The organism is Pseudomonas sp. P106(2024) (assembly GCF_057480815.1).
Window position 1 is genome coordinate 650,468 of the sequence record NZ_JBLIYU010000001.1, and the last position, 16,107, is coordinate 666,574.

Here is a 16,107-nt window from a genome sequence, read left to right on the forward strand (position 1 = left end):
TGCAACGTGGGCTTTTGCGTCTATCACAACAGTATGTGCCTGCTCCGCGCCGAAGGATCGTCCGGCAGAGGAGCGGTTCGCCCCGTGCACCGAAAACAAGGAGTATCACGCCATGCATGCCATCAGCTTCATCCAGGACCTGGCGGTGATCATGCTGGTTGCCGGGGTGGTCACCATCCTCTTCCATCGCCTCAAGCAGCCGGTGGTGCTGGGCTACATCGTCGCCGGCTTCATCATCGGCCCGCACACGCCGCCGTTCGGTCTGATCCACGACGAAGACACCATCAAGACGCTGGCCGAACTTGGTGTGATCTTCTTGATGTTCTGCCTGGGCCTGGAGTTCAGCCTGCGCAAGCTGTTCAAGGTTGGCGCCACGGCTTTCATCGCGGCGTTCCTGGAAATCGTCCTGATGATCTGGATCGGGTTCGAGATCGGTCGCTGGTTCGGCTGGAACACCATGGATTCGCTGTTCCTCGGGGCAATCCTGGCGATCTCCTCGACCACCATCATCGTCAAGGCGCTCAACGACCTGAAGATGAAAAACGAGCGTTTCGCCCAGCTGATCTTCGGCGTGCTGATCGTCGAGGACATCCTCGGCATCGGCATCATCGCGCTGCTGTCGGGCATTGCCGTCAGCGGCTCGGTGAGCTCCGGCGAAGTGTTCTCTACCGTGGGCAAGCTGTCGCTGTTCATGATCGTTGCTCTGGTCATCGGCATCCTGCTGGTGCCGCGGCTGCTGGCCTACGTGGCGAAATTCGAAAGCAACGAGATGCTGCTGATCACCGTGCTGGGCCTGTGTTTTGGCTTCTGCCTGCTGGTGGTCAAGCTCGAATACAGCATGGTGCTCGGTGCCTTCCTGATCGGCGCGATCATGGCCGAGTCGCGCCAGTTGCTGAAGATCGAACGGCTGATCGAGCCAGTTCGCGACCTGTTCAGCGCCATCTTCTTCGTCGCCATCGGCCTGATGATCGACCCGTCGATCCTGGTCGAGTACGCCTGGCCGATCGTGGTCATCACCCTGGCGGTGGTACTGGGCAAGATGCTCTCCTGTGGCATGGGCGCGTTTATCGCCGGCAACGACGGGCGCACCTCGTTGCGCGTGGGGATGGGGCTTTCGCAGATCGGCGAGTTCTCCTTCATCATCGCCGCCCTGGGGGTGACCTTGCAGGTCACCAGCGACTTTCTCTATCCGGTCGCAGTGGCGGTGTCGGCCATCACCACCTTGCTGACGCCGTACCTGATCCGTGCCGCCGATCCGTTGTCTATCAGGCTGGGCAAGGTGGTGCCGAGCCGCGTGGCACGGGTGCTGTCGCTGTACGGCGAATGGTTGCGCAGCATCCAGCCGCAGGGCGAGGGGGCCATGCTGGCGGCGATGATCCGACGCATTCTGCTGCAGGTCGGGGTAAACCTGGCGTTGGTGATCGCGATCTTCTTCAGTGGCGGTTATTTCGCCGGGCGCATCGGTAACTGGTTGAGCGAGTGGGTGGCGGATGCCGGCCAGCAGAAGGCGCTGATCTGGGGAGCGGCATTGCTGCTGTCGCTGCCGTTCCTGATCGCGGCGTATCGCAAGCTCAAGGCGCTGTCGATGTTGCTGGCGGAGATGGGCGTCAAACCCGAGATGGCAGGGCGGCATACCCAGCGGGTACGGCGGGTGATCGCCGAGGTGATTCCGCTGCTGTCACTGCTGGTGATCTTCCTGCTGCTGTCGGCCTTGTCGGCAAGCATCCTGCCGACCAGCGAACTGCTGCTGGTCATCGTCGTGGTGGCGGCAGTGGTGGTGGCGCTGCTGTGGCGCTGGCTGATCCGGGTGCATACGCGGATGCAGGTGGCGTTGCTGGAGACGTTGGAGAACAGCCGCGATCATTCGCACTGAGCAGGCGGCTAACGCTTTCTGCGCAAGATTTCACCGTCGTCCGAGGGGATGGAGCGGTAGCAGTGTCGCCAGGCGCAGAGAGCCTGGCGATTCTACGAGTGATGGGTAGCGATAAGCCATCACTTTATGCGGGTATTTCTCATTCAGCTTTCCAGCCAGACATCCCGTGCCCAGTGCCAGACCGATTCCCAGCTTTCCTCGGTGACGATTTCTTCTTCGCCAGACCACAGCACCACGGTGCCGTCCTCTTCGACGCAGTAGTAGTCGTCACCGTCCTGGCAGATGGGAATGAGGTCGCGAGGCACGCCGGCGTCCCAGGCGTTGGCCGCCACTTCCGGCAGGTAGGTGTGGGATTGCGGATCGGTCACGGTCACCGGCTCGAGGCTGCCATACACCACGTCGCTGACGGTCAGCAGGTATTCCTTGAACACGAACGGGATGTTGATGAACAGCTCTTCCTCGATCTCGACCAGCTGATCCTCGTCCGGCAGTTCCAGCGGCACCGGTACCGGCTCGTTGGCTTCACGGAGTTGTTCGATCACTTCTTCCACGGTTCACATCCTCTGACCTTATGACAACGCTGCGCGTTATACCCTAGTAGGCCGCTCTGGCAAAAGCAAAAACCCCGGGACAGGCCCGGGGTTTTTTCTGCAACGTGCGACGGTTAACCGTTTTGGCGGATACCGGCCAGCAGCCAAGGCTGATTTTCGCCATGGGCGCGAACCATGTGCCAGCTTTCGCTGAAGGCTTCGCCCTGGTCGAAGCGCGAGGTCTTCGACACGCCACGGAAGGTCAGGGTGGCGTCGGTCTGGTCGGCGCGCTCGTCGACGCCGTCCAGTTGCACATCGAGGTCGTCGATGTAGGTGGACTGGAAGCCTTCACCCTGCTCGGCACGCTCGCGCTTGAGGAACTCGAGCATCTGCGGGGTGACGAACTCGGCGATCTTGTCCATCTCGTTGGCGTCCCAGTGCTGCTGCAGCGACTGGAAGTGCGAACGGGCGGCGGACAGGAAGCTGGCTTCGTTGAACCAGGCCGGAGCGTTGATCACAGGCGAGGCGACCGGCGCGGCGGAGCCGCCGAAGATCGACTGCGGGGCGGCCTGCGGCTGGGCTTCGCGCTGGTACGGGGCGTGGCCGGCGGCAGCGTGTTGCGGCTGCTGCTGGCGACGGCGCGCGGCGATGAAGCGGAAGACCAGGAAGGCGATCAGGCCCATGATCAGGAAATCGAGGATCTGCATGCCATCGAAGCCGTCGCCCATGAACATGGAGGCCAGCAGGCCACCGGCGGCGAGGCCGGCGAGTGGGCCCAGCCAGCGCGAGGCACCGCTGGCGGCGGCTGGTGCGCGACCAGGAGCGGTCGGGGCGGCGGCAGGCGTGGTCGGGGTGGCCTGGCGGGTCTGGTGGATAGGCGCGGAGCCCGAGCTCTTGCCACCACCGAAGCGCTTGGCGTTGGCGTCGAGGCTCAGCGTCAGGCCGACGCAGAGCGCCAGAGCGATGCTAAGAAAACGTTGCATAAGATGGGGATTCCCGTTTGTGTGGATTGCACGCGCGTCATGGTGCACATGAACTGACAGACATAGCCAGCGACAAGATGTTTCGAGCTTTTGCCTGACTGACCGGATCTATGCGTTCACCTGTAGGTGATCGCCCAGCCCTTTGAGCTGGGAAACTGCCCCCTGTGGGAGCGGCCTTGCGTCGCGAAAGGGCTGCGTAGCAGCCCCAGCAATTTCAATGGCGGCTCGGAATCTGGGGCCGCTGCGCGCCCCTGCCGCGACGCAAGGCTGCTCCTACAGGGGCGTTTCGTTCGATTCGGTCAGATAGCTTCCAGCTTGGCGTAGCCCAGCATTAGCCACTTGCTGCCCTCGGAGAAATTCACCTGCACCCGCGCCTGGGCGCCAGATCCTTCGAAGTTGAGGATCACGCCTTCGCCGAATACCGCATGCTGCACCCGCTGGCCGAGGCTGAAGGCGGTCTGCGGGATGCTGGCGTTGGCGAACAGGCTGCTGGCCGGCGTCTTCGCGCCGCCGAACGGACGGCTGACGGTATTCGACAGACGCACCTCCTGCACCAGCCCGGCGGGGATCTCCCGGACGAAGCGCGACACCTTGTTATAGGTCTCGCTGCCATACAGGCGGCGGGTCTCGGCGTAGGTCATGACCAGCTGGCGCATGGCCCGGGTGATGCCCACGTAGGCCAGGCGGCGCTCCTCTTCGAGGCGGCCGGGCTCTTCCAGGCTCATCTTGTGAGGGAACAGGCCTTCCTCCATGCCCACCAGGAACACGTACGGGAACTCCAGGCCCTTGGCGCTGTGCAGGGTCATCAGCTGGATGCTGTCCTCGTGCTCGTCGGCCTGGGTGTCGCCGGCCTCCAGCGAGGCGTGGCCGAGGAACGCCGACAATGGCGAGAGGTCGGCGTCTTCGTCGCTGGTTTCGAAGTTGCGCGCCGCGCTGACCAGTTCCTCAAGGTTTTCCACCCGGGCCTGGCCTTTCTCGCCCTTCTCTTCCTGGTGGTAGACGATCAGCCCGGACTGCTCGATGACCGTTTGGGTCATCAGGTGCAGCGGCATGTCCAGCACCTTGGCGGCGAGGTTCTCCAGCAGCTCGATGAACGCGCCCAGGGCGCTGGCGGCGCGGCCCTTGAGGGCCTTGGCGGCGAGCAGCTGGCACATGGCTTCCCACATCGACAGCTGGCTGTGGCGGGCGTGGTCGCGGATGGCCTCGACGGTCTTTTCGCCTATGCCCCGTGGCGGCACGTTGATCACCCGCTCCAGCGCCGCGTCGTTGCCGCGACCTTCGAGCAGGCGCAGGTAGGCCATGGCATTCTTGATCTCGGCGCGCTCGAAGAAGCGCTGGCCGCCATAGATGCGGTAGGGGATGCGTTCGCGCAGCAGGGCCTCTTCCAGCACCCGCGACTGGGCGTTGGAGCGATAGAGGATGGCGATCTCGCTGCGCGCGTTGCCCTGCTTGACCAGGCTTTCGATGGTCTCGACCACGTAGCGCGCCTCGTCGTGCTCGTTGTACGCGGCATAGAGCGTGAGCGGTTCGCCCTCGCCCATGTCGGTCCACAGCTCCTTGCCCAGGCGCCCGCTGTTGTTGGCGATCAGGGCGTTGGCAGCCTTGAGGATACCGCCGGTGGAGCGGTAGTTCTGCTCCAGGCGGATCAGCTCGGCGTCCGGGAAGTCGGCGGTGTACTGGTGGATGTTCTCGATCTTGGCGCCGCGCCAGCCGTAGATCGACTGGTCGTCGTCGCCCACCGCCATCAGGCTGTCGCCACCGGAGGCCAGCAGGCGCAACCACGCGTACTGCACGGCGTTGGTGTCCTGGAACTCGTCCACCAGCAGGTGGCGGAAGCGGCGCTGGTAGTGCTTGAGCAGGTCCGGGTGGTCGCGCCACAGGTCGAGGGCACGCAGCAGCAGCTCGGAGAAGTCGATGACCCCGGCGCGATCGCAGGCCTGCTCGTACGCGACATAGATGTCACGCATGGTGGCCAGGAACAGGTCGCCGCTGGCCTGGATGTGCCGTGGGCGCAGGCCTTCGTCTTTCTGGCCGTTGATGAACCACTGGACCTGGCGCGCCGGCCATTTCTGCTCGTCCAGGCCCATCTCGCGGATCACCCGCTTGATCAGGCGCTGCTGGTCGTCGCTGTCGAGGATCTGGAAGTTCTGCGCCAGCCCCGCTTCCTGCCAGTGCGCCCGCAACAGGCGGTGGGCCAGGCCGTGGAAGGTGCCGACCCACATGCCAGCCGGGTTGATGCCCAGCAGTTGCTCGATCCGTTGGCGCATTTCCGCCGCGGCCTTGTTGGTGAACGTCACCGACAGGATCGAGTGCGGCGAGGCCTGTTCGACCTGGATCAGCCAGGCGATGCGGTGCACCAGCACGCGGGTCTTGCCCGAGCCGGCGCCGGCCAGCACCAGTTGGCGTCCCACCGAGGCCGCCACGGCCTGGCGTTGAGCGTCGTTGAGGGAGTTCAGCAGGAGGGAGAGGTCGTCATTATGCATCCGGGCATTCTATGGCCGTGCGAAGGCAGGGGCAAACGCCCCGGACGCAAATCGCCTGATGGGCGCGCGACCGTTCATCGGTGGACTTGTCCGGTACCCGTGGTTGAGCGGTCAGACCTGGACGCAGCAGACATTTTCGAAATCATGACGCAGAGCAGTTTGGTCCGACGCGGTGCTTGTGTATGCTCCCTGCACATTTGCGGTCAGCCATAACAAGAAGACAAAAGAACCCAGCCAATATGACCCAGGATTGCGCGGCGATCGGAGCATCGCCGGAGACGACAAGGAGCGTTCGCAGGCAATTCGCCACCCAGCTGTCGATCGAGCGTACTCGCCTGCTGTACCAGGGCTCGTTGCTGCCCACCTTGTTCATGTTGCTCAACGGCCTGCTCTGCGCTTGGCTGCTGTGGAGCCCTGCGCGCTATTTGCTGGTCGGGGTTTGGATGGCTTGGCTGGTGGCGCTGGTGGCGCTTCGGGTGATCCAGGTGGCGGCCTTCGACGCGGCGACGCCGGCGCGCCAGGCCAAGCCGACCTGGCGGCGCATGTTCCTGCTCGGCTCGGCGTTCAGTGGCCTGACCTTGGCCTGCGCGGTGATCGCCCTGGCGCCGGCGGACAACTTCGTGCAGCAGGCCTGGGTCTTCGGCCTGCTCGGCGCGGCGGCGTTGTCGGCCAGTGTCGCCTACGCGGTCAGCCTGCCGGCGTTTCTCAGCTTCGCCCTGCCGTGCCTGCTGCCGCCGATCGCGTTTCTATTCGTCTATGATGCCGGACACCAGCGCGGCTGGGGCTGGCTGGGGCTGATCCTGCTGGTGGCGCTGATGGTGGTGGCCTGGCAGGTCAATCGCCTGATCGAGCGCGGCCTGCTGCGCCGCTTCCAGAACCAGGCGCTGATCGAGCACCTGCAGAACGCCCAGCGTCATGGTGAGGGCCTCAACCGTCAGCTCAATGCAGAGATCGCCCAACGGCGACGGGCCGAGGACGACCTGCGCAAGGCCCATGCCGGCCTCGAGCAGCGCGTGGCCCAACGCAGTCATGAGCTGGACCTGGCCAACCAGGCCCTGAGCAAGAGCGAGCAGCGCCTGGCCCTGGCCTTGCAGGCCAGCGAACTTGGGCTGTGGGACTGGAATCTGGAAACCGACGAGGTCCATCACACCCAGTTGCATGCGCTGTTCGGCCTGGATCCGGAGCAGGTACGCTCGGTGCGCGCCGACCTCAAGCCGCGGCTGCATCCCGACGACCTGCCCGTGCTGCGACGCACGCTGGTCGAGCACCTCAAGGGGCGCACCGAGGACTACCGGGTCGAGTACCGGGTACGCCACGCCCAGGGGCACTGGTGCTGGATCGAGGACTGCGGGCGGGCGGTGGAGTCCGATGGCCAGGGCAAGGTCCTGCGCATGCTCGGCACCCGCCGCGACATCACCGCGCGCAAGGAACAGGAAGAGCAGCAGCGCCTGGCCGCGACGGTGTTCGAGGCGGCCAGCGAAGGGATCGCCATTCTCGACGCGGACTTCCAGTTGCTGGCGGTGAACCAGGCCTTCTGCGATGTCACCGGCTACGGCCGGGCCGAGCTGATCGCCCGCAACGCCCTGGAGCTGCCCTGCAGCCGCGATGCCCGCCGCCACAGCCAGGCCATCGACCAGGCGTTGGAGCAGCAGGGCCACTGGCAGGGCGAGCTGGTCGAGGCGCGTAAGAACGGCGAGCTCTACCCGCAGTGGTTGCAACTGAACAGCGTGAATGACCCTCGGGGACGAATCGTCAATATCGTCGGCTTCTTCACCGACCTGTCCGCACGCCGCGAATCCGAGGAGCGCCTGCGCTACCTGGCGCATTACGACGACCTCACCGGTTTGGCCAACCGCGCACTTTTCCGCTTGCGTTTGCACGAGGCGGCGCAGCGCATGCGCCTGAACGGCCGCAGCCTGGCGCTGCTGCATGTGGACCTGGACCGCTTCAAGCTGCTCAACGAAAGCCTGGGCCATGAACTGGCGGACCAGTTGCTCAAGAAGATGGCCCAGCGCCTGGCCAACGCGGTGCCGGAGGCCGACACCGTGGCGCGCCTGTCCGGCGACGAGTTCGCCGTGTTGTTCGACGGCTACACCAACCTGTCGAGCCTGGTGCGCGTCACCACCCGGCTGCTCGACAAGCTGCGTGTGCCTCAGCGCGTCGGCGGGCACGAGGTGGTGATCAGTGCATCGGTGGGCATCAGCCTGTTGTCCGACGCCACCCAGGACCTCAATGCCCTGGTCAGCCAGGCCGACATGGCCAAGCAGCACGCCAAGCACCTGGGCGGCGACAGCTTTCAGTTCTACACCGAGAGCCTGCGCGCCAGCACTCTGGAACGCCTGCAACTGGAGAACCAGCTGCGCAAGGCCATCGACGATCGCCAGTTACTGGTCTACTACCAACCCAAGCTGTGCCTGCGCACCGGCCAGTTGCACGCGGCCGAGGCGCTGGTGCGCTGGCAGCACCCCGAGTGGGGCATGGTGCCGCCCAGCGAGTTCATCGGGCTGGCCGAAGAGACCGGGCTGATCGCGCCCATGGGTGAGTTAGTGCTGCGCCAGGCTTGCTGGCAGGCGTGCGAATGGTTGCGCCAGGGCCTGGAGGTGCGCGTTTCGGTCAACCTGTCGGTGTATCAGCTGCGCCAAGGCAAGCTGGTCAGCCTGGTGCGCCAGGTCCTGCAGGAGTCCGGCCTGGCGCCGCACCTGCTGGAGTTGGAACTGACTGAAAGCCAGCTGCTGGACAGCGTCGAGCACATCATCACCACCTTCGAGCAGCTCCACGCGTTGGGAGTGAAGCTGGCCATCGACGACTTCGGCACCGGCTATTCGTCGCTGAGCTACCTCAAGCGCTTCCCGGTCGACTACGTGAAGATCGACCAGGCCTTCATCCGCGGCCTGCTCGAAGGCTCACAGGACGCGGCCATTACCCGGGCGATTATCGCCATGGCCAAGAGCCTGCAACTGAAAGTGGTGGCCGAAGGGGTGGAAACCCGCGAGCAGCTGCAGTTCCTGCGCGAGCATGGTTGTGATGAGGTGCAGGGCTACCTGATCAGCCGGCCGGTGGACGCGACCTCGTTCCGCGCGTTGCTTGATCGCTCGACGGCCGACCTGTTGCGCTAAAAATGCCAGGCCTGGCCTTGGCGTGTCAGCAGGCTGTTGGCTTGTTCCGGGCCATTGCTGCCGGCGGGGTAGGGGCGTGGCGCCTGGAAGTGTTCCTCCCAGCCCTGCAGGATCGGGTCGATCCAGGCCCATGCGGCCTCGACCTCGTCGCGGCGCATGAACAGCGTCGAGTCGCCTTCCAGCACATCCAGCAGCAGCCGCTCGTAGGCGTCCCAGCGGCGGGTCTGGGCAAAGGCCTGGGCGAGGTTCAGGTCCAGTTCGACCGGCGCCAGGCGCATGCCCTTGCCCGGGCTCTTGGTCATCATGCGCAGGCTGATGTGCTCCTCCGGCTGTAGCTGGATCAGCAACTGGTTGACCTGTCCGCCGCTGAACAACTCGTGGGGCACCGGCTTGAACTGGATGACGATCTGCGACGAGCGCCGTGTCATGCGCTTGCCGGTGCGCAGGTAGAACGGCACGCCGGCCCAGCGCCAGTTGTCGATGTGCGCCTGTACCGCGATGAAGGTCTCGGTGTCGCTGTCGTTGTCCACGTCCTTTTCGAAGTAGTAGGCCGGCACTTCCTGGCCGCCGATCTTGCCGGCGCCGTACTGGCCGCGCACGGTCTTGTCCTGCACGTCCTGGCCGGTGATGGGCTTGAGCGCGCGAAGGATCTTCACCTTTTCGTCGCGTACCGCCTCGGCCTCGAACTGCGCCGGCGGCTCCATCGCCACCAGGCAGAGCAATTGCAGCAGGTGGTTCTGCAGCATGTCGCGGGTGGCGCCGGCGCGGTCGTAGTAGGCGCCACGGTTCTCCACGCCAAGGGTCTCGCAGACGCTGATCTGCACATGGTCGACCTGGCCGTTGCGCCACACCGGCTCCAGCAGGGCATTGGCGAAGCGCAGGGCCATGAGGTTCTGCACGGTTTCCTTGCCCAGGTAGTGGTCGATGCGAAATACCTGCGGTTCGCTGAACACCGCGCCGATGGCCTCGTTGATCGCGGTGGCCGACTCCAGCGAATGGCCGATGGGCTTCTCCAGCACGATGCGCGCCTCGCTGTCGGCCAGGCCGGCGATGCGCAGGTGGTTGGCGATGGGCACGAACAGCTTGGGCGCGGTGGCCAGGTAGTAGATGCGGGTCAAACCGCCGGGTTCGCCCAGGTAGCGGGCCAGGCGGCCGAAGTCGGCGCTCTGCGCGGCGTCCATGGGGAAGTAGTCCAGGCGTGCGCAGAAGCGCTGCCAGACGTCCTCGTCGAAGTCCTGGCGGGCGATCTGCGCCCGGCAATGGCGCTCGGCGAGCTTGAGGTAGTCGTTGCGCGACAGGTGGCGCCGGGCCAGGGCTATGATCCGCACGGCATTGTGCAGGCGGGCCTCGCGATACAGGTGGTAAAGCGCGGGAAGCAGTTTGTGCAGGGCCAGGTCGCCCGTGCCGCCGAAAACCAGGATGTCGCAAGGAATCGTCAAACCACCACTCTCCACGTTCGTTTAGCTGGGCGGGTTGGCAAGCATGTAGTATAACTACAAGAAAGCTACATCCCGGCACGCCGATCATAACCGAGTCCAGCCCGTGAATCTGTTGCAACATATCGACCAATCGCGGCACCTGCTGCGCAAATCGGAACTCAAAGTGGCCGACCATGTGCTGCTCGATCCGGCTGCCGTCATGCACAGTTCGATGGCCGACCTGGCGCACAGCGTGGGGATCAGCGAGCCGACCATCGTGCGTTTCTGCCGGGCGATTGGCTGTTCGGGTTTCCAGGATCTCAAGCTCAAGCTGGCGCAGAGCCTGGCCGCTGGCGCCAGTTTCGGCCAGTTCGCGATTCACGAAGACGACTCGGTCGCTGACTACAGCCTGAAGATCTTCGACACCACCCTGCACACGCTGATGGAGGTGCGCGAGCACCTCGACCCGCAGGCGCTGCAGCAGGCGGTGACCGCCATGGCCCAGGCCCAGCGCGTGGAGTTCTACGGCTTTGGCGCTTCTGGCGCGGTGGCGGCCGATGCCCAGCACAAGTTCTTCCGCCTGCTGCTCAGCGCTGCGGCCTATTCCGACCCGCACATGCAGGCGATGTCGGCGGTCACCCTGAAGCCGGGCGACGTGGCGGTGTGCATTTCGCAGTCGGGGCGCTCCAAGGACCTGCTGATCACCGCAAACCTGGTGCGTGAAAGTGGCGCCAACCTGATCACCCTGTGCCCGAGCCAGACGCCGCTGGCCGAATTGTCGACGGTCAACCTGGCCATCGACGTGCATGAAGACACCGAGATCTACACCCCGCTGACCTCGCGCATCGCTCACCTTGTGGTGATCGACGTGCTGGCCATGGGCGTGGCCATGGCCCGCGGGCCGAGCCTGGTCAACCACCTCAAGAGCGTGAAGCGCAGCTTGCGCAGCCTGCGTTTGTCGCCCAAGTCGATCAAGGCCACCGACGACTGAGCGATACGCAGATTTCATCATTTCGTCACTATTTCACCGCAAAACGGTAAACCCCTGAGGCCAGTCTGAAACTCCCGCATCCTATTTGGGAGACAGGCAATGGCACATGATCACGCAGGTGTGTACCAACCCAACGCCAAGGCTCGCAAGCAGCAGGAAAAGGACCAGCGCCGCATGGAGTTCCGCCGCGCGATCGAAAGCTACTGCGACCAGCGCCAGCTGCTGCGCGAGCTGGCCGACTACCCCGACCTGCAAGCCATCACGGTGTGGCAGGTCTCGGCGGCAACTTACCCGAGAAACGCTCCACAAGCCCGCTGATCTGCGCACGTTCACCGCGGATGAACGCCTGGAACGCCAGGGCGACCGGCGACTGGCGCTTGTTTTTGGATTGCACCAGGCACCAACTGCGGTACAGCGGCAGCTCTTCCACCGGCAGTTCCCTGAGCACGCCGGTGGCCAGCTCCAGATTGACCGCGTGGCGGGTCAGCAGGGCGATGCCCAGGCCGGCCACCACGCATTCGCGCTGGGCGTCCGTGGAGGCCACCTCGACGGTCTGGGTGAAGTGCACGCGCTTGTCCTTGAAGAACTCCTCGCAGGCCTTGCGCGTGCCCGACCCTTGCTCGCGGACCAGCAGGGCATGAGGCTCGAGATCCTGCAGGCGCAGCTGTTCGAGCTTGCAAAGCGGATGGTCCGGCGGCGCCACGGCAATGATCGGGTTGTTGAGGAAGGGCAGGAACTCCAGGCCCATGTCCTGGGGCACCATGGACATGATGGTCAGGTCGTCGCGGTTGTCCGACAGGCGCCGGATCGCCTGGGCCCGGTTGACCACCGTGAGGGTGAGGTTGACCTCCGGGTGGCGCTGCTTGAAGGCGGCGAACAGGTGTGGCACGAAGTACTTGGCGCTGGATTCGATCGCCAGTTTCAGCTGCCCCTGCAATGAGCCCTGCAGGTCCGACAGCTGCATGTCGAGGTTTTCCAGGCGCCCGAAGATATCCCGGCTGGCGCGTTGCAGCGCCTCGGCTGCCTCGGTCAGGTAGAGCTTCTTGCCGACGTACTCGAACAGCGGCTGGCCGACCAGCTCCTCGAGTTGGCGGATCTGTAGACTAACGGCGGGTTGCGTCAGCGCCATCTCCTCGGCCGCCCGGCTGTAGGAGCGCAGATCACACACCTCGTTGAACACCTGCAGTTGACGCAAAGTCATACGCATCAAGGACTTACGCATTTTTCCGGGGCTCCGGCAAAACCTTGTTACCTCACTATAAGCTTTTGCTAATACTATCCCTAACAAATATTGATTTTTGTTTATTGACCTTCGGCGCTAGGGTGAATATGCGACTGGCCAGCGACGTCTGGTCACGCGCCGACCGGTAAAACCGGCTCGTCTGTTCCTACGGCTTTGGGAAGACTCCAGTGATAACAAAAATCCTGATCGCCAACCGGGGTGAGATCGCAGTTCGGATCGTGCGTGCCTGCGCCGAGATGGGCATTCGCTCCGTCGCGATCTACGCCGACGCCGACCGTCACGCCCTGCACGTCAAGCGCGCCGACGAGGCCTACAGCATCGGTGCCGAGCCCCTGGCCGGCTACCTGAACCCGCGCAAGCTGGTGAACCTTGCTGTCGAGACCGGCTGCGATGCCCTGCATCCAGGCTACGGTTTCCTGTCGGAAAACGCCGAGCTTGCGGAGATCTGCGCCGAACGCGGGATCAAGTTCATCGGCCCGGCCGCCGATGTCATTCGCCGCATGGGCGACAAGACCGAGGCACGCCGCACCATGATCGCGGCCGGTGTCCCGGTCACCCCCGGCACCGAAGGCAACGTCGCCGATATCCATGAAGCCCTGCGCGAAGGCGACCGCATCGGTTACCCGGTGATGCTCAAGGCCACCTCCGGTGGCGGCGGGCGCGGCATCCGCCGCTGCAACAGCCGTGAAGAGCTGGAGCAGAACTTCCCCCGTGTCATCTCCGAGGCCACCAAGGCCTTCGGCTCGGCGGAAGTGTTCCTGGAAAAATGCATCGTCAACCCCAAGCACATCGAGGCGCAGATCCTCGGTGACAGCTTCGGCAACGTGGTGCACCTGTTTGAACGCGACTGCTCGATCCAGCGCCGCAACCAGAAGCTGATCGAGATTGCCCCGAGCCCGCAACTGACCCCCGAGCAGCGCGCCTACATCGGCGACCTGGCGGTGCGCGCGGCCAAGGCGGTGGACTACGAGAACGCCGGTACCGTGGAGTTCCTGCTCGCCGATGGCGAGGTGTACTTCATGGAGATGAACACCCGGGTGCAGGTGGAACACACCATCACCGAGGAAATCACCGGCATCGACATCGTCCGCGAGCAGATTCGCATCGCCTCCGGCCTGCCGCTGTCGATCAAGCAGGAAGACATCCAGCACCGTGGCTTCGCGTTGCAGTTCCGCATCAACGCCGAAGATCCGAAGAACAACTTCCTGCCCAGCTTCGGCAAGATCACCCGCTACTACGCCCCCGGCGGCCCCGGCGTGCGCACCGACACGGCGATCTACACCGGCTATACCATTCCGCCGTTCTACGACTCCATGTGCCTTAAGCTCGTGGTATGGGCGCTGACCTGGGAAGAAGCCATGGACCGCGGCCTGCGGGCCCTGGACGACATGCGCGTGCAGGGGGTGAAGACCACCGCCGCGTACTACCAGGAAATCCTGCGCAATCCGGAATTCCGCAGCGGCCAGTTCAACACCAGCTTCGTCGAAAGCCACCCTGAACTGACCAACTACTCGATCAAGCGCAAACCCGAAGAGCTGGCCCTGGCCATCGCCGCCGCCATCGCCGCGCACGCAGGCCTGTGAGGAACCGAACAATGTCCAAGAAAATCTTTGTCACCGACACAATCCTGCGCGACGCCCACCAGTCCCTGCTGGCCACCCGCATGCGCACCGAAGACATGCTGCCGATCTGCGACAAGCTCGACAAAGTTGGCTACTGGTCGCTGGAAGTCTGGGGCGGCGCCACCTTCGACGCCTGCGTGCGCTTCCTCAAGGAAGACCCGTGGGAGCGCCTGCGCAAGCTGCGCGCCGCATTGCCCAACACCCGCCTGCAGATGCTCCTGCGTGGGCAGAACCTGCTGGGCTACCGCCATTACAGCGACGATGTGGTCAAGGCCTTCGTCGCCAAGGCGGCGGTCAACGGCATCGATGTGTTCCGCATCTTCGACGCCATGAACGACGTGCGTAACCTGCGCGTGGCCATCGAGGCGGTGAAGGCCGCCGGCAAGCACGCCCAGGGCACCATCGCCTACACCACCAGCCCCGTGCACACCATCGACGCCTTCGTGCAGCAGGCCAAGCAGATGGAAGCCATGGGCTGCGACTCGGTGGCGATCAAGGACATGGCCGGCTTGTTGACCCCGTTCGCCACCGGCGAGCTGGTCAAGGCACTGAAGGCCGAACAGTCGCTGCCGGTGTTCATCCACTCCCACGACACCGCTGGCCTGGCCGCGATGTGCCAGCTCAAGGCGGTGGAAAACGGCGCCGACCATATCGACACCGCCATCTCCAGCTTCGCCTGGGGCACCAGCCACCCAGGTACCGAATCGATGGTCGCCGCCCTCAAGGGCAGCGAGTTCGACACCGGCCTGGACCTGGAGCTGTTGCAGGAGATCGGCCTGTACTTCTACGCCGTGCGCAAGAAGTACCACCAGTTCGAGAGTGAATTCACCGCCGTGGACACCCGCGTGCAGGTCAACCAGGTGCCGGGCGGGATGATTTCCAACCTGGCCAACCAGCTCAAGGAGCAGGGCGCGCTCAACCGCATGAACGAAGTGCTGGCGGAGATCCCGCGGGTGCGCGAAGACCTCGGCTTCCCGCCGCTGGTGACGCCGACCTCGCAGATCGTCGGTACCCAGGCGTTCTTCAACGTGCTGGCCGGCGAGCGCTACAAGACCATCACCAACGAGGTGAAGCTGTACCTGCAGGGCGGTTACGGCAAGGCGCCGGGCGTGGTCAACGAGCAGCTGCGTCGCCAGGCGATCGGCAGCGAGGAAGTGATCGACGTGCGCCCGGCCGACCTGCTCAAGCCGGAGATGGCCAAGCTGCGTGCCGATATCGGCAGCCTGGCGCATTCCGAGGAAGACGTGCTGACCTTTGCCATGTTCCCCGACATTGGCCGCAAGTTCCTCGAGGAGCGCGAAGCCGGCTCCCTCAAGCCCGAAGCCCTGCTGCCGATTCCGGAAGCCGGCGCGGTGGGCTCGGTGGGCGGTGAGGGCGTGCCGACCGAGTTCGTCATCGACGTGCACGGCGAGACCTACCGCGTCGACATCACCGGCGTGGGCGTCAAGGCCGAAGGCAAGCGCCACTTCTACCTGTCCATCGACGGGATGCCGGAAGAAGTGGTGTTCGAGCCGCTCAACGAGTTCGTCGGCGGTGGCGGCAGCAAGCGCAAGCAGGCCAGCGAGCCGGGCCATGTCAGCACCAGCATGCCGGGCAACATCGTCGATGTGCTGGTCAAGGAAGGTGACGTGGTCAAGGCCGGTCAAGCGGTGCTGATCACCGAAGCCATGAAGATGGAGACCGAAGTGCAGGCGGCGATCGCCGGCAAGGTCGTGGCCATCCATGTGGCCAAGGGCGACCGGGTCACCCCGGGCGAGATCCTGATCGAGATCGAAGGCTGAGATAAGCCTTCATCTACAAGCGGTTAACCTCTGGGGAGCGAATGCTCCCCTTTTTTTCGCCTGCCGC

Annotated in this window: 11 protein-coding genes; 6 read left to right on the forward strand and 5 right to left on the reverse strand. The window is 64.5% G+C overall.

All coding sequences use genetic code 11. The features are described 5' to 3' along the window. Positions 1 to 112 precede the first annotated feature (112 nt). A complete protein-coding gene (locus AC25M7_RS02995) occupies positions 113 to 1,873 on the forward strand; it encodes a cation:proton antiporter (RefSeq protein WP_028690000.1) in 1,761 nt (586 codons plus the stop codon). A 143-nt stretch (positions 1,874 to 2,016) separates the two neighbouring features. On the opposite strand, the gene AC25M7_RS03000 is transcribed toward AC25M7_RS02995, so the two are convergent. The 3 genes from AC25M7_RS03000 to uvrD form a co-directional block, all read right to left on the reverse strand. Beyond that, complete coding sequence (locus AC25M7_RS03000) at positions 2,017 to 2,424, reverse strand: SMI1/KNR4 family protein (RefSeq protein ID WP_028689999.1); 408 nt, start codon at positions 2,422 to 2,424, stop codon at positions 2,017 to 2,019. Between the two features lie 113 nt (positions 2,425 to 2,537). After that, positions 2,538 to 3,386, reverse strand: a complete 849-nt coding sequence (locus AC25M7_RS03005; RefSeq protein ID WP_062360080.1) for a Tim44 domain-containing protein — start codon at positions 3,384 to 3,386, stop codon at positions 2,538 to 2,540. 299 nt (positions 3,387 to 3,685) lie between these two features. Further along, a complete protein-coding gene (gene uvrD, locus AC25M7_RS03010; protein WP_028689997.1) occupies positions 3,686 to 5,869 on the reverse strand; it encodes a DNA helicase II in 2,184 nt (727 codons plus the stop codon). Positions 5,870 to 6,108: 239 nt separating this feature from the next. Here uvrD and AC25M7_RS03015 point away from each other — a divergent pair, with 239 nt between their 5' ends. Next, on the forward strand, positions 6,109 to 8,985 hold the full coding sequence (locus tag AC25M7_RS03015; protein ID WP_288519406.1) for a putative bifunctional diguanylate cyclase/phosphodiesterase: 2,877 nt from the start codon (positions 6,109 to 6,111) through the stop codon (positions 8,983 to 8,985). On the opposite strand, the gene zwf is transcribed toward AC25M7_RS03015, so the two are convergent. Next, on the reverse strand, positions 8,982 to 10,424 hold the full coding sequence (gene zwf / locus AC25M7_RS03020; RefSeq protein WP_028689995.1) for a glucose-6-phosphate dehydrogenase: 1,443 nt from the start codon (positions 10,422 to 10,424) through the stop codon (positions 8,982 to 8,984). The two genes, AC25M7_RS03015 and zwf, sit on opposite strands and share 4 nt — an antisense overlap. Positions 10,425 to 10,527: 103 nt before the next feature. Here zwf and hexR point away from each other — a divergent pair, with 103 nt between their 5' ends. Continuing rightward, on the forward strand, positions 10,528 to 11,394 hold the full coding sequence (hexR, locus tag AC25M7_RS03025) for a transcriptional regulator HexR (RefSeq protein ID WP_023630201.1): 867 nt from the start codon (positions 10,528 to 10,530) through the stop codon (positions 11,392 to 11,394). A 99-nt stretch (positions 11,395 to 11,493) separates the two neighbouring features. Beyond that, the gene (locus AC25M7_RS03030; RefSeq protein WP_069015985.1) at positions 11,494 to 11,712 is read left to right on the forward strand and encodes a PA3496 family putative envelope integrity protein; all 219 of its coding nucleotides are present in this window, start codon (positions 11,494 to 11,496) and stop codon (positions 11,710 to 11,712) included. Here the strand turns inward: AC25M7_RS03030 and AC25M7_RS03035 are convergent. Beyond that, complete coding sequence (locus AC25M7_RS03035) at positions 11,654 to 12,601, reverse strand: LysR family transcriptional regulator (RefSeq protein ID WP_162175253.1); 948 nt, start codon at positions 12,599 to 12,601, stop codon at positions 11,654 to 11,656. The two genes, AC25M7_RS03030 and AC25M7_RS03035, sit on opposite strands and share 59 nt — an antisense overlap. Positions 12,602 to 12,804: 203 nt before the next feature. Here AC25M7_RS03035 and AC25M7_RS03040 point away from each other — a divergent pair, with 203 nt between their 5' ends. Continuing rightward, positions 12,805 to 14,220: an acetyl-CoA carboxylase biotin carboxylase subunit gene (locus tag AC25M7_RS03040; RefSeq protein ID WP_050707570.1), complete on the forward strand. Its 1,416-nt coding sequence runs from the start codon at positions 12,805 to 12,807 to the stop codon at positions 14,218 to 14,220. Positions 14,221 to 14,231: 11 nt separating this feature from the next. Further along, positions 14,232 to 16,040 (forward strand): sodium-extruding oxaloacetate decarboxylase subunit alpha, encoded by a 1,809-nt coding sequence (oadA, locus tag AC25M7_RS03045; protein ID WP_028689991.1) that lies wholly within the window; start codon positions 14,232 to 14,234, stop codon positions 16,038 to 16,040. Positions 16,041 to 16,107 lie beyond the last annotated feature (67 nt).